14 protein-coding genes are annotated in these 13,263 nt (G+C 62.3%); 7 read left to right on the forward strand and 7 right to left on the reverse strand.

What is annotated here, in order from left to right:
• The 3 genes from FF80_RS13680 to FF80_RS13690 form a co-directional block, all read left to right on the forward strand.
• Positions 1-544 (forward strand): helix-turn-helix transcriptional regulator (locus tag FF80_RS13680; protein WP_035101507.1); only part of this gene is annotated, 544 nt, incomplete at its 5' end.
• 66 nt (positions 545-610) lie between these two features.
• Positions 611-1,273, forward strand: a complete 663-nt coding sequence (locus FF80_RS13685; RefSeq protein ID WP_035101509.1) for a hypothetical protein — start codon at positions 611-613, stop codon at positions 1,271-1,273.
• Positions 1,274-1,373: 100 nt separating this feature from the next.
• On the forward strand, positions 1,374-1,931 hold the full coding sequence (locus FF80_RS13690; protein ID WP_035101511.1) for an HNH endonuclease: 558 nt from the start codon (positions 1,374-1,376) through the stop codon (positions 1,929-1,931).
• A gap of 64 nt (positions 1,932-1,995) precedes the next feature.
• On the opposite strand, the gene FF80_RS13695 is transcribed toward FF80_RS13690, so the two are convergent.
• The gene (locus FF80_RS13695) at positions 1,996-2,241 is read right to left on the reverse strand and encodes a hypothetical protein (RefSeq protein ID WP_035101512.1); all 246 of its coding nucleotides are present in this window, start codon (positions 2,239-2,241) and stop codon (positions 1,996-1,998) included.
• A gap of 98 nt (positions 2,242-2,339) precedes the next feature.
• On the opposite strand from FF80_RS13695, the gene FF80_RS13700 reads away from it, so the two are divergent.
• Positions 2,340-2,954 (forward strand): TetR/AcrR family transcriptional regulator, encoded by a 615-nt coding sequence (locus FF80_RS13700; RefSeq protein ID WP_035101513.1) that lies wholly within the window; start codon positions 2,340-2,342, stop codon positions 2,952-2,954.
• A gap of 6 nt (positions 2,955-2,960) precedes the next feature.
• Here FF80_RS13700 and FF80_RS13705 read toward each other — a convergent pair whose 3' ends face one another.
• Positions 2,961-3,920 (reverse strand): peptidylprolyl isomerase, encoded by a 960-nt coding sequence (locus FF80_RS13705; RefSeq protein WP_244445779.1) that lies wholly within the window; start codon positions 3,918-3,920, stop codon positions 2,961-2,963.
• A 410-nt stretch (positions 3,921-4,330) separates the two neighbouring features.
• On the opposite strand from FF80_RS13705, the gene secA reads away from it, so the two are divergent.
• Entirely contained in the window at positions 4,331-7,075 is a 2,745-nt protein-coding gene (gene secA, locus FF80_RS13710; protein ID WP_035101515.1) for a preprotein translocase subunit SecA, read from the forward strand.
• Between the two features lie 83 nt (positions 7,076-7,158).
• Here the strand turns inward: secA and FF80_RS13715 are convergent, their stop codons facing one another.
• From FF80_RS13715 to FF80_RS22235, 5 genes are all read right to left on the reverse strand, one after another.
• Positions 7,159-7,827, reverse strand: a complete 669-nt coding sequence (locus tag FF80_RS13715) for a hypothetical protein (RefSeq protein WP_152558382.1) — start codon at positions 7,825-7,827, stop codon at positions 7,159-7,161.
• Positions 7,828-7,936: 109 nt separating this feature from the next.
• On the reverse strand, positions 7,937-8,944 hold the full coding sequence (locus FF80_RS22105; RefSeq protein ID WP_200877209.1) for a murein L,D-transpeptidase family protein: 1,008 nt from the start codon (positions 8,942-8,944) through the stop codon (positions 7,937-7,939).
• A gap of 146 nt (positions 8,945-9,090) precedes the next feature.
• Positions 9,091-10,044, reverse strand: coding sequence for an acetyl-CoA carboxylase carboxyltransferase subunit alpha (locus FF80_RS13725; RefSeq protein ID WP_035101517.1), 954 nt, complete (start codon positions 10,042-10,044; stop codon positions 9,091-9,093).
• A gap of 168 nt (positions 10,045-10,212) precedes the next feature.
• The gene (gene xerD / locus FF80_RS13730; protein WP_035101518.1) at positions 10,213-11,127 is read right to left on the reverse strand and encodes a site-specific tyrosine recombinase XerD; all 915 of its coding nucleotides are present in this window, start codon (positions 11,125-11,127) and stop codon (positions 10,213-10,215) included.
• A complete protein-coding gene (locus FF80_RS22235; protein WP_244445780.1) occupies positions 11,124-11,327 on the reverse strand; it encodes a histidine kinase in 204 nt (67 codons plus the stop codon). Before FF80_RS22235 ends, xerD begins: the two co-directional genes overlap by 4 nt.
• A 173-nt stretch (positions 11,328-11,500) precedes the next feature.
• Between FF80_RS22235 and FF80_RS13740 the strand changes: the two genes are divergently transcribed.
• Together FF80_RS13740 and aroB are read left to right on the forward strand one after the other, a co-directional pair.
• Positions 11,501-12,079: a shikimate kinase gene (locus FF80_RS13740; protein WP_035101522.1), complete on the forward strand. Its 579-nt coding sequence runs from the start codon at positions 11,501-11,503 to the stop codon at positions 12,077-12,079.
• A 13-nt stretch (positions 12,080-12,092) separates the two neighbouring features.
• Positions 12,093-13,202 carry a 3-dehydroquinate synthase gene (gene aroB, locus FF80_RS13745; protein WP_035101523.1) on the forward strand — a complete coding sequence of 370 codons (1,110 nt, stop codon included), beginning with the start codon at positions 12,093-12,095 and terminating at the stop codon, positions 13,200-13,202.
• Positions 13,203-13,263 lie beyond the last annotated feature (61 nt).

Genomic DNA, 13,263 nt, shown 5'->3' on the forward strand with positions numbered 1-13,263 from the left:
GTCCGGCACTGGCAAGCTGGTCTGGGCCAATGACGCCGCCGAGGCTTTGATGGCAGAGCCCGGTTCGGCCATCAGCGGGCGGCTCGGCGCGCTGCTTCTGGTTCACCCCTCGCAGATGCGAGAATTCATGGCGGCCTTGCAGCGCGCCAATGCGCCCGCGGGCAGCATTGGCACCGACATGCTCGCCACCCATCCTGAAACCGGCAATGCCATCGCATTGTCGATCGTCCCGGCGCGCAATCTTTTCGTGCAGGGCCTGCCCGCCTTGCGGGGCGCCCATATTGCGTTGCGCGATCTCTCCGAACGGCTGCCGCCGGGTTTTGAGGATCGGATCCGCGCCATGTTCGACCTGACGCCAAAGGAGGCTGCACTGGCGGCGGCTTTGGCGAGCGGGCGGGCGCTGGGCGATGTTGCGCGTAACAATGGCGTATCGATCCTGACAGTGCGTACCCAATTGGGACATCTGTTCCGCAAGACCGATACCAAGCAACAAAGCCAGCTGGTGTCCCTGCTGCTGGCGGTGGAGCCACTGCCCCAGATGTAGGCCTTTGCGGCTGGATTTTTGCGCGATGGCGGGGCAGGGTGCGCCGGTCATTTTTGGAAATCGCTCATGTCTGCAAAACTCTCCGGCCCCATGCTTGCACCCAAGTCGGGCGCCCGGCCTAGCCACGCTGTGGTGCTGTTGCATGGCTATGGCAGCGATGGTGCCGATCTGATCGGGCTAGCGCCGCATTGGCAGGATATTTTGCCGGATGCGCTATTCGTGTCGCCCAATGCGCCCGAGGCATGCCGGCTCAGTGGGGCGGGCTATCAGTGGTTCGATATCGACTATGAGGGCGATCGGCTGGCCAGCCGGCAATTGGGTGTGGTGCAGGCCCGCCCGGTGCTGGTCGAGTTTCTCAACGATCTGTGGCGGCAGACCGGGGTCATGCCGCAGCGGACCATCCTCGCCGGGTTCAGCCAGGGCGCGATGATGGCGCTGCATGTGGGCCTGTCACTGCCGGAGCCGCTGATGGGGATCATTGCCTTTTCCGGCGCCTTTCTGCCCGCAGAAGGGTTTGCCGAGGGACAGTTCGCCAAGCCATCGGTATGCCTCGTGCACGGGGACATGGACCCGGTGGTCGATCCCGAGTTCAGCACCGATGCCGATGTGGCGCTGCGATTGGCCGGATATGATGTTGCCTATCATGTAAGCGCCGGAGTGGGGCATGGCATTGCGCCGGATGGTCTGGCTTTTGCCAGCGCGTTCATAGCCGATCAGCTTGAAAAATAATCGCTGATTACTCTGCACGTGCCCGCTTCACAGCCCTGACACAAAGGGCCTAGTATAAAGGGGCTATGGACTTACTCGATTCCCGATCCGGGAGACTCAAGTGACGATCCACGTGTCGCCTGAGGCCTGTCCCGCACTCGTTCTGAACGCCGACTTCCGGCCGCTCAGTTATTATCCCTTGTCATTGTGGTCCTGGCAGGATGCGATCAAGGCCGTGTGCCTGGACCGGGTCAATATTGTCAGCCATTACGATACGGTCATCCACTCGCCCAGCTTCGAAATGCAGCTGCCCAGCGTGGTGTCGCTCAAGGATTATGTGAAGCCGGCGCGGCATCCCGCGTTTACCCGCTTCAACGTTTTTCTGCGCGATCGCTTCCAGTGCCAATATTGCGGCTCCAAAGATGATCTGACCTTCGATCATGTCATTCCGCGTTCCAAGGGCGGGCTGACCACCTGGGACAATGTCGTGGCCGCCTGTGCGCCCTGCAACCTGCGCAAGGCCAACCGGCTGCCCAGCGAAATCAAGATGTATCCCCATCAGGCGCCGTATCACCCCACGGTGCACGACCTGCACAATAATGGCCGCGCCTTCCCGCCCAACCATTTGCACCAGAGTTGGCTCGACTATCTCTATTGGGACATCGAGCTGGAGCCCTAATGGCGAAAATCCCGCCTGGCTTTCGCTGGCGGGGTTTTTCATTGCTCACCTGTGTGTTGAGGCCTCACGCCGCTTGGGTGCCAGCGGGTTTGCGGCCGGCGATAAACGCGCCGAAATAGCGGGTAATCAGCGGCACGACCAGCAGGACGATGGTGGTTGCCATGAAGGGCACCAGTACGAGACTCCGCTGCCAGATTTCCCAGCCGGTGGTGAGCGGCATCAGTATATAGAGATAAAGGGTCACGACCGGATAGACGGCCAGGGTCATGATGGCGGCCATGCGCAGGCGCGCAGCGAGAGAGGGCTTCATTTCCAAGCTCCATTGAAACGGTACGTTTCGTTATATATGGGAACGACACGTTTCGTTCAAGTCTTTTCTTTCGACCAGTTTTGCCCGATATTACGGATATGACAGAGCCCAGCGCAGACGATAGCGAGGCGCGCCGCCGATCCATCGGGGCGCGGCGCAATCCCGATACCCAGGAGGCCATTCTCGACGCGGCCGAGGCCATCGTCGAAGAGGAAGGCATTGCTGGTTTTTCCATCGAGGCGGTGGCCAGGCGGGCGCGGGCCGGCAAGCCGACCATCTATAAATGGTGGCCGGGCCGTACGGCCTTGCTGCTCGAGGTCTATCACCGGCACAAGCCGGCAAATGTGCATATGGATACCGGCAGCGTGGAGGGCGATGTGGTTGCCTTCTTCACCGGCGTCTTTGCGCATTGGGGCAATACCGGTGCCGGGCAGGTCTTCCGCTTTATCGTCGCCGAAGCCCAACGCGATGAGACCGCCGCCGCTTCGCTGCGGGCCTATGCTCGCGAACGGCGCGAGCAATCTGGGCAGATTTTCGAGCGGGGCGTGGCGCGGGGCGAGCTGGCAGCGAATATCGATACCGGGCTGGCCGCCGACATGCTGGCGGGCTTTGCCTGGCACCGGCTGCTGACCGGGCGGCTGATAGCCGACCCGCAGGAGATGCGGCAGGCAGCCCGGCAATTGGTCCGGGGGCTGTTAACCCCCGGAGCATAACGACGCTTACTGTGCGGCGGGAACGGTTTCGCCTTCGCCCGCAGCGGCGGCCGGCTCGGACTGTGCCTTGACGGCGGCGTCGAGGGCGGCATCGGGAATGTCGATGGTGACGCCTTCCATCAGCTTGGCGACGGTGCCGTCAAAAGTGGTCATCAGCAATTGCTGCTGCAGCTGACCGGCGACCTGCTCGAACGTGGGCGGAGCGGATTGGCGCTTTTCTTCGAGCTTGATGATGTGCCAGCCGAACTGGGACTGCACCGGCTCGGAGACCTGGCCGATTTCGGTCAGGGCGTAAGCAGCTTCCTCGAAGGGAGCAACCATCATGCCCTTGCCGAAAAAGCCGAGATCGCCGCCATTGGCTGCGCCCGGATCGATCGACTTTTCCTTGGCGATGGTGGCAAAATCGGCCCCGCCATCGAGTTCGGTCTTGATCGCCTTGGCTTCTTCTTCGGTGGCGACCAAGATGTGGCTGGCGCGGATTTCCTCGGCTGGCTTGAAGTCGGCGACGAGCTTGTCATATTCGGCGCGCACGGCTTCCTCTGTCACCGAATTGGCAATTGCGTCGGCGAAATAGGCGCGGCGCAGGGCGCGTTCTTCAAGATAGGCCAGCCGCTGCTTGAACAAAGGCGTGTCGCCCATGCCGGCATCGCGGCCGGCCTCGGCCATGACCTTCATGTCGATCAGCACGCGCAGCAGGAACGGGCGGCGCTGGTCGGCCGGCATCTGGCTGAGTTCCTGGGTCAGGTCTTCGGCCGCAAAGCTCAGATCGGCTTCGGTGATGGTTTCCCCGCCAACGGTCGCCACCACGGCATCGGGGGAGACGGGCGCGGGTGCCTCGGCAGCAGGCGCCTCAGCGGCGGGAGCGGGGGCCGCGTCCTGGGCAAAAGCGGGAGCGACAGCATTGGCCGCCATGAGCAGCGCCAGCACGCTGGCAGTCGTGGCATGGCGCAGGGTCGAAAAGGACATCAGGACATTCTCCTTGGCCGGCGCATCCGGTGGCGCCTGGGCTCGTTACTGGTCGGCCTGCCCTCACACGGCATCGGGGCCAAAATATGCCGCGCCGCTACTTGTGAGGAGACGGCGGCAGAAGACAGGCCTAATTGCCGGTTTGGGCCGGGTTTCCGGCGGGCGCAGGAGGTGTCGCCCATTTCGGCGGCGTTGACAAGACAATGGCTCGCTCTTACATCTCACGCGCTTTTCAAGGCCCTTGGCAAGGCAATGGACAATGACGTCCTGACTTGCCACGGGGACAAACGAGATCGTGAAGCCGCAACGGCTTTGTCATCGCGCCGACGAGGCCAGCCGGGTAAGGTGCCCGACCGAGACCGCCTAGGCCTTGCGCGTCCGCGCCGGTGATCAAAAAAAGGACCTGACATATGGCACTTGCTGCGCTCGCCCGGCGGATATTCGGTTCTCCGTCCGATCGGCACGTCAAGCGGTTCCAGGGCAAGGTGGATGCGATCAACGCACTCGAGCCCGAATTCGCCAAGATGAGCGATGACGCGCTGCGCGGCATGACGGCCGAATTCAGGTCGCGGCTGGAAAAGGGCGCCAAGCTGGACGAACTGATCGTGCCGGCTTTCGCTGCGGTGCGCGAAGCATCCAAGCGCGTGCTGGGCATGCGGCATTTCGATGTGCAGCTGATCGGCGGCATGGTGCTGAACGATCGCTCGATCGCGGAGATGCGGACCGGCGAAGGCAAGACGCTGGTGGCAACGCTTGCCGTCTATCTCAATGCTCTGACCGGTGAAGGCGTCCACGTCGTCACGGTCAACGACTATCTGGCCCGCCGCGACGCCGCCTGGATGGGGCAGATTTATAATTTCCTGGGGATGAGTTACGGCATTATCGTGCACGGGCTGACCGACCCGGAGCGCAAGGCCGCCTACGCCGCCGACATCACCTACGGCACCAACAACGAATTCGGCTTCGATTACCTGCGCGACAACATGAAATATACGCGCGCCCAGATGGTGCAGCGCGGCCATGCCTATGCGATCGTCGACGAAGTGGACTCGATCCTGATCGATGAGGCGCGCACGCCGTTGATCATTTCGGGTCCGTCCGAGGACCGCTCCGATCTTTACGTCAAGATCGACGAGCTGATGGCAATCCTCGACGAAGGCGATTTCGAGATCGACGAGAAGCAGCGCTCGGCGACGTTTACCGATGCCGGCATCGAAAAACTCGAAGAGCGTCTGGCGGCCGATGGCCTGCTCAAGTCGGCGTCTATGTATGACGTGGAAAACGTCGCCCTGGTGCACCATGCCAATTCGGCACTGCGGGCGCACAAGATGTTCCGCAAGGACAAGGACTATATCGTCCGCGACGACGAAGTGGTGATTATCGATGAATTCTCCGGCCGCATGATGCCGGGCCGCCGTTATTCGGAAGGCCTGCATCAGGCGCTCGAAGCCAAGGAACACGTCAAGATCCAGCCGGAAAACCAGACGCTGGCCTCGATCACCTTCCAGAACTATTTCCGCCTCTACAAGAAGCTGGCCGGCATGACCGGCACAGCCTCGACGGAAGCCGAAGAATTCGCCGATATCTATAAGCTCGATGTCGTCACCATCCCCACCAATCTGCCAGTGGCGCGTAAGGATGATGAAGACGCGATCTATCGTACGGCGGCCGAGAAGTTCGATGCCATTGCCGATTTGATCAAGCAATGCCAGGAGCGCGGCCAGCCCGTGCTGGTGGGCACGACCTCGATCGAAAAGTCGGAAATGCTGGCCGAGTTGCTGCGCAAGAAGAATGTCGGCAGCATGAACGTGCTGAACGCGCGTCACCACGAGCAGGAAGCCTTTATCGTTGCCGATGCGGGCCTGCCAGGTGCGATCACCATCGCCACCAATATGGCCGGCCGCGGCACCGACATTCAGCTGGGCGGTAATCTCGAAATGCGCATCGAGAAAGAGACCGCCGGGCTTGAGGGCGAGGCGCGCGAGGCCAAGATCGCCGATATCAAGAAGACTATTGCCGAGGACAAGGCGAAGGCTTTGGCTGCTGGTGGACTGATGGTGATCGGCACCGAGCGGCACGAAAGCCGCCGTATCGACAACCAGTTGCGTGGCCGTTCGGGCCGTCAGGGCGATCCGGGCCATTCGGCTTTCTTCCTGAGCCTGCAGGACGATCTGATGCGCATCTTCCCGGTGGAATCGATGGATTCCATGCTGGGCAAGTTGGGGCTCGAGCAGGGTGAATCGATCACCCATCCCTGGGTCACCAAGGCGATTGAGCGGGCACAGGGCAAGGTCGAGGCGCGCAATTTCGATATCCGCAAAAACATCCTCAAATACGACGACGTGATGAATGATCAGCGCAAGGTGATCTTCGAGCAGCGTCTGGAAATGATGGATGCCGAGGATGTCAGCGAGACGGTGGTCGATATGCGCCACGATCTGGTGGAAACGCTGGTTGCCAAGGCTATCCCGCCGCGCTCCTATCCCGAGCAGTGGAACACCGAGCAGCTGGAAGCAGCCGCCAAGACCTATCTCAATCTTGACGTGCCGGTGAAGGCATGGGCCGAGGAAGAGGGGATTGATGCCGAAACCGTAACCGAGCGGCTGATCGAGGCGGCCGACGCGGCCGCAGCGGCCAAGGAAGCCCAGACGCTGCAAGCGTTTGAGGCGGCCGGTACGCCCAATCCGACCGTGATGCGCCAGGTGGAAAAGACCATCCTGCTGCAGTCGATCGATGGGCTCTGGCGCGAGCATCTGGTGACGCTGGATCACCTCTCCAAGGTCGTGGGCTGGCGCGGTATCGCTCAGCGCGACCCGCTCAACGAATACAAGCAGGAAGCCTATGAGCTATTCCAGGCGCTGCTGACCAATATGCGCGAGCTGGTGACGACCCAGCTCAGCCATGTCGTGCTGCAGCCGCGCCCGGTGGCGCCGCCGGCGCCTGATTTCTCCCGCATTCGCGAAACCCATATCGATCCGTTGACCGGCGAGAACGATGCCGATGGCGGCGACACGATTGCGGATTCGCTGGGGGCGGTGGGCAGCGATCCCTCGCTGCGGCCCGTCGATCCCAAGCTGCTGGTTGGCGTGTCGCGTAACGCGCCCTGCCCCTGCGGTTCGGGCAAGAAGTTCAAGCATTGCCACGGGGCGTTCTAGGCGCCGGTTTGGCTCAACAAAAAAGCCCGGGCAGTGATGCCCGGGCTTTTTGTTTGTGCGGAATAGGATGGCGCGCTGCGCGCTCAGCACTTCACGCGGATTTCGGCGAAGCCGGTGGTTCCGCCGTCCCCGGATGACATGACGCTGATATTGCAGGTGCTGTCGGGCAGGGGAATGGTGGCGCCCGAGGCGATTGTGGTGCCACCGGCCAGGGTGATGAAGCCATTGTCCACCACCGCGATATCCACCTTGGCTGTGGTGTTGCAGATCGGATAGCTGTCGCCGGCCGAGACCAGGATGCGCATGCCATCGGGCAGGCAATCGGCATTGGCTGCGTTGGCCGCCGGGCTTTCGGGCATCGCATCCGGTGCCCCCGGAATGGCCGGCAGGGCGGCCGGGGCCGCACCGCTGCGCCAGTTCTGTTCGAGGATGGCGAGGCGATTGGCCAGGTCCTGCACGGCCCCGTCATTGCCGGCTGGGGCCGGGGTAGAGGGCGCCGCCGCGCCTTGCTGGCCATAGAGCGCCAGGCTCAGGCGGATCTGGGCGATGTCGGTGGAGATGCGGGCGATATCGCGCTGGGTTTCGGTATAGACCCAGCCGGAGGCCGCAATGGCGGCCACACCGACCAGGCCCACGACAAAGCTCAGCACCCGGCCGGTGCCCGGCTGGCGGGGCGGTTTTCGGGCGCCAGGGGGGAAAGCGGTGGCCGGCTCTTCCTTGGAAACGCCGCCCAGTGTCCAGGTCTCTTGCACTGCCAGGTCTCCATCATGCGCCAGCGCGCTGTCATTGCGCCGGAATGCGGCCCAAGCATGATGCTCAGCCAAATTGCACGCGCTGATGTCGGCGCCCGTTAGCCGCGCTTCAAGGGCGAATAGCGGGGATCGGGGCGATTTTTCCGCTCATCACCGGCACGATATCGGCATCCTTGCCGCCGCCAAACACATTGCCCAGGCCACCAAACAGCCCTGTGACGGCGCCATTGATCGCCTCGCCGCGCGCCTTGATGGCGGCCTGCTCACTGGCCTTGCGCTGGGCGCTGGTCTGATGGCTCTCGATCGCCGTGGTGTCGGCGGCCTGCAGCGCCAGCAATTGCGGGCTGCGGCTTACCGGCGGGCACGGGCCTAGTGCGTCGAGCGGCGTGCGATTGCCGGCGTTGAAAATATAGCGGCCTTCGCAAACATCCCAGACGGGCGGCGTCTTGGTCAGTTCGAACAGGTCCGAGCCCTCCTTGATATTGCGCCAGAAATCGAGATGCGGGCTGGCCACGTTCTGAGCGAGCTTGGTGCTATTCATGCGATAGGGCAGGATCTGGATCTGGAAGCTCGGATTGCCGCCCTTGAAGGTTTCGCGCGCCAGGGCATAAATCTCGGCAATGCCGGCATCGGTCATGGCAAAGCAGCCCACCGATTTGCAATCGCCATGCACCATCAGATTGGAGCCGGTGCGGCCATGGGCACGGTCGAACTTATTGGGAAAGCCGACATTGAAGGCCAGGTAGTAGGACGAGTTCGGGTTCATCAGGCCAGGGGTGATGGTGTAAAAACCTTCAGGGCTCTGATAGTCGCCTTCCTTGACCTTGGGGCCTAGCGCGCCCGAATAGGCGCAGATGGCGTATTGCTTGAAGAGCGCATATTGGCCCGATTTGGTGCGTTTCCACACCTCGAGCACTTCTTCCTGTTTGAAGACGCGGATGACCATGGGCTCGGACGGCGAGGAGCCGATACGAGCCAGGCCCGCCAGCGTTTCGCTCGACAGTGGCCGGTTGGCCCGCTCATTGCCGCCCTTGACGAAGCCGGTGCACGCGACGAGCCCGAAGGCCAGCCACAGCAGGATGATCAGCGAGCAGATATTGCGCAGAAGCGTGGACACCGGAAGCCGCCAGATGATGCGATAATATGGGCTGACCCTTAGCGGGCCATAGTTACCGCAGCATGAGTATTCGCGGTGAACGATTCCTTACCATGCCGAAAAATTGGCTGGAAGCGGGCCGTTCACGCAAAGATGTGATGGCTCTCCTAGAGCGTCGTGCCGATGGCCAGGAATTTTTCGCGGCGATGTTCGCGGGTTTCCAGCCGTCCCTTGCCGGCAAAGTCGGCCAGGAACTTGTCGATGGCCGCGCTCGTGGACGCCATGATCTGCTCGGGGTGGCGATGAGCGCCGCCGGTGGGCTCGGGAATGATGCCATCGACCACACCGAAAGCCAGAAGATCGGCCGAGGTGATCTTCATGGTGGTGGCTGCGTCCTGGGCCTTGGCCGCGTCTTTCCAGAGGATCGAGGCGCCGCCTTCGGGGGAAATCACCGAATAGATGGCGTGTTCGAGCATGAGCACGCGATTGGTGGTGGCAATGGCGATGGCGCCGCCCGAGCCGCCTTCGCCGATGATGATGGCAAGGTTGGGTACGCCCAGTTCGAGCGATTTTTCGGTGGAGCGGGCAATGGCCTCGGCCTGGCCGCGTTCCTCGGCGCCGATGCCGGGATAGGCGCCGGCGGTGTCGACGAAGGAGATGACCGGAATATTGAAGCGGTCGGCCATGTCCATGATGCGGACGGCCTTGCGGTAGCCTTCGGGACGGGCCATGCCGAAATTGTGCTTGAGGCGGCTTTCGGTGGAATTGCCCTTTTCCTGGCCCAGAATGGCGACGGGCTGGCCGTTGAACCGGCCGAAACCGGCCTGAACCGCGGCATCTTCGCCGAATTTGCGGTCACCCGAAAGCGGGCTCCATTCGGTGATCAGGCTCGAAACATAATCGGAGAAATGGGGGCGCTGGGGATGGCGGGCGACCTGGGTTTTCTGCCAGGGCGTCAGCTTTTTATAAATCTCGACCAGCGCCTCGTCGGCGCGGCTCGACAGGCGGTTGACTTCCTCATCGATGGACACAGCCTGGTCGGTCGCCGCGAGCGACTTGAGTTCGGCGATCTTGCCTTCAAGATCGGCTACCGGCTTTTCGAAATCGAGATAAGACTGCATCCCACCGCCCGTTTGGGGTCGTTTTGTTGCGACCATAGAAGTAAGGGGCTGCTCTTGCGCCCCAAAGTGGCCGGAAAGTGGCGACCGATCACCTCCGAGTCAAGACTACAACGCGAATGCGCTTAATCGGTGCACATTTGGCTAACATTTCGAGTGCCGTACAGCCACCTATTTTCTCAGATCACTCAGGGGATGGTGCTGTTCGACAAGGCTTCTCAGCTTTTCGTCGAGAATGTGGGTGTAAATCTGGGTGGTCGAGATATCGGCATGGCCGAGCAGCATCTGCACGACCCGCAGGTCGGCGCCCCCACCCAGCAGGTGACTGGCAAAGGCGTGGCGCAGCACATGCGGGGCCACGCGAGCCGATTTGATGCCGGCGCGGCCGGCCAGGTTCTTGAGGTCGCGCGCAAAGACCTGGCGGGAAAGATAACCCTCCGCGCTAGTGGCGGGGAAAAGATAGGGGCCGGGTTGCAGCGTCTTGAGATAGACGCGGATGGCGTCGCGGGCGCGGTCATTGACGGGCACGACGCGCTCCTTGTTGCCCTTGCCGGTAATGGTGATGAAACTGGCGTCGCGCATCACAGCGGCGCGTTTAAGGCTGACCAGTTCGGATACGCGCATGCCGGTGGCGTAAAGCAGTTCGAGCAGCAGATAGAGACGGAGGGCGGAAGCCTGCTTTTGCGGAGAGCCTGCCGCATTGGCTTCGGCTTCCGCCGTGGTCAGCAGCGTGTCCACTTCGGCGATGGACAGCACTTTGGGCAAGGCGCGGCGGCTTTTGGGGCTTGAAACAATGCGGGTCGGATCGTCGCCGCGCAGATTGTCGGCGCAGAGGAAGCGGTGGAACTGGCGGATGGCGGAGAGGCGGCGGGCGCTGGAGGAAGCTGACAGGCCCTGGCTGCGCAAGTCATCGAGATAAGCGGTGACGGTTTCGCGCGGCGCGGTGAGCAGGGTCTGCTTGTGGGCTTTGACGAAGCCGGCATAATCGGCGAGGTCGCGGCGATAGGCCTCGATGGTGTTTTTGGCGGCGCCGCGTTCGGCGCTCATCATTTCAAGGAATGAGCCGATGAGATGATCCCCGTTCACGGCGTGGGCGCCGGATCGGTGGGAGCGGGTGCCTGGCCGGGCAGGGTGGGTTCGCCGCCGCCCAGCAGGTCGCGCTGGGGAATGCGGATCGTGGTTTGCTTGGGCGTCGGCTGCACATAGGTCACCAGCGCGATCATGCCGCCATAGACCAGGCCGGCGAGAAACAGCAGAATGATGATCAGGCGGATGAGCGTGGGCATGGCGATCCGGCGGTTGAACTCTTTGCGTAAAATTGCCTGCAAATGGTTTCCATCTGGTAGGCATAGTCCAGTTTGCCGATTTTGCCTCCCCGAAATGAAGGAAGCGCCCGCATGTTCTTGACAGGCCGGACCGGGACGGCTTGATAGCGCGCAAACAAGACTTGGAGCCCCAATTGAGCCGATCCGATCCGGCAAAGCGGCAGGCCCGCGCCGAGGAACTTGCCGCCCTGTTGGCCGGCAGGCCGATCGTGCTTGTCGGCATGATGGGGGCGGGCAAGACGACAGTGGGGCGGCGGCTGGCGGCCAAGCTCAACCGGGTGTTTCTCGACAGCGATGAAGAGATCGAGAAAGCCGCGCAGATGAGCATCCCCGAGATCTTCGAGCAGCGCGGCGAGGCCGAATTCCGGGCCGGCGAGGCCCGCGTCATTGCCCGGGTGCTCAAGGACCCCGATATTGTTCTGGCCACGGGCGGCGGCGCCTTTGTCAGCCCGGAAACGCGGGCGCTGGTCAATGCCGAAGCCATCTCGATCTGGCTCAAGGCGGAGGCCGATATTCTGTTCGAACGGGTGTCACGGCGCTCCAACCGCCCGCTGCTCAAGACGGCCAATCCGCGCCAGGCGCTCGAAAAATTGATCGCCGAACGCTATCCCATCTATGCCGATGCGCATGTGACCGTGCTGTCGCGCGATGTACCGCAGGATGTGGTGGCAGGTGATGTGATCGAGGCCGTACTGGCCCATCTCAAGAATTAGGACTGTTTTGCTCATGGCCGATATCGCCCACAAGGTTCACGTAGCACTGGGCGAGCGCGCCTATGACATTCTGATCGGCGACCGGGTGATCGAGGAAGCCGGGCCGATCCTGGCCGAGCGCTTCCCCGGCAGGCGCTTTGGCATTATCACCGACGAAAACGTGGCCAAGGCGCAATTGCCGCGGCTGATCGCTTCGTTGGATGCGGCCAGGTTGGGCCATAGCGAGATCGTATTGCCGGCCGGCGAAAGCACCAAGGGCTGGCCCGGCTTGCAGGCAGCCGTCGAGGGCATATTGGCGGCGCGGCTCGAGCGGGGCGATCTGGTGATCGCGCTGGGTGGCGGGGTGATCGGGGATCTGGCCGGGTTTGCTGCTTCGATTGCGCGGCGCGGCATGGATTTCGTGCAGATGCCGACTTCGCTTCTGGCGCAGGTCGACAGCTCGGTGGGCGGCAAGACCGGGATCAATTCGTCCCATGGCAAGAATTTGATCGGGGCCTTTCATCAGCCCCGGCTGGTGCTGGCGGATTTATCGACGCTCGACACTTTGGCGCCGCGCCAATTTGCCTCTGGCTATGCCGAAGTGGTCAAATATGGGCTGATCGACGACGAGGATTTCTTCTTCTGGCTCGAGGAAAAGCGCGAAGAGATTTTTGCCGGGGGGCCGGCGCGGGGCGAGGCGATTGCCCGTTGCTGCGCGCATAAGGCGCGGGTGGTGATCGAGGACGAGAAGGAACTGGGCGTTCGCGCGCTGCTCAATCTGGGGCATACTTTCGGGCATGCGCTGGAAAAGGATACCGGCTATTCCGACCGCCTGCTGCATGGCGAGGGTGTTAGCATCGGCATGGTGCTGGCGCATGGTTTTTCGGCCAGGCTGGGCCTGGCGCCGAGCCAGGATACCGGGCGGATTGCAGCGCATTTGAAAAATGCGGGCCTGCCAACCATATTGGGTGATATTGAAGGCGGGCTCGGCTCGACCGAGAGTTTGATGGCGGCCATTGCGCAGGACAAGAAGGTCTCACGCGGGGCGCTGACCTTCATCCTGACGCGCGGCATCGGCAAGGCCTTCATCGAAAAAGGCGTGGCGCCGGAAGCGGTGTCGGCATTTCTGGATGACATGCGGTAGGCTTTTCTTCCTTCTCCCCTTGTGGGAGAAGGTGCCCGAAGGGCGGATGAGGGGTTGCCTC

It is taken from the genome of Devosia sp. LC5, assembly GCF_000735585.1.
Lineage (GTDB): Bacteria > Pseudomonadota > Alphaproteobacteria > Rhizobiales > Devosiaceae > Devosia.

Coding starts and splice junctions, on each gene's coding strand:
- FF80_RS13685 (WP_035101509.1), top strand. CDS start 611: ATGTCTGCAAAACTCTCCGGCCCCATGCTTGCACCCAAGTCGGGCGCC.
- FF80_RS22235 (WP_244445780.1), bottom strand. CDS start 11,327: ATGCCCACGCTCATCCGCCTGATCATCATTCTGCTGTTTCTCGCCGGC.
- FF80_RS13705 (WP_244445779.1), bottom strand. CDS start 3,920: ATGTCCTTTTCGACCCTGCGCCATGCCACGACTGCCAGCGTGCTGGCG.
- FF80_RS13700 (WP_035101513.1), top strand. CDS start 2,340: ATGACAGAGCCCAGCGCAGACGATAGCGAGGCGCGCCGCCGATCCATC.
- aroB (WP_035101523.1), top strand. CDS start 12,093: ATGGCCGATATCGCCCACAAGGTTCACGTAGCACTGGGCGAGCGCGCC.
- secA (WP_035101515.1), top strand. CDS start 4,331: ATGGCACTTGCTGCGCTCGCCCGGCGGATATTCGGTTCTCCGTCCGAT.
- FF80_RS13695 (WP_035101512.1), bottom strand. CDS start 2,241: ATGAAGCCCTCTCTCGCTGCGCGCCTGCGCATGGCCGCCATCATGACC.
- FF80_RS13725 (WP_035101517.1), bottom strand. CDS start 10,044: ATGCAGTCTTATCTCGATTTCGAAAAGCCGGTAGCCGATCTTGAAGGC.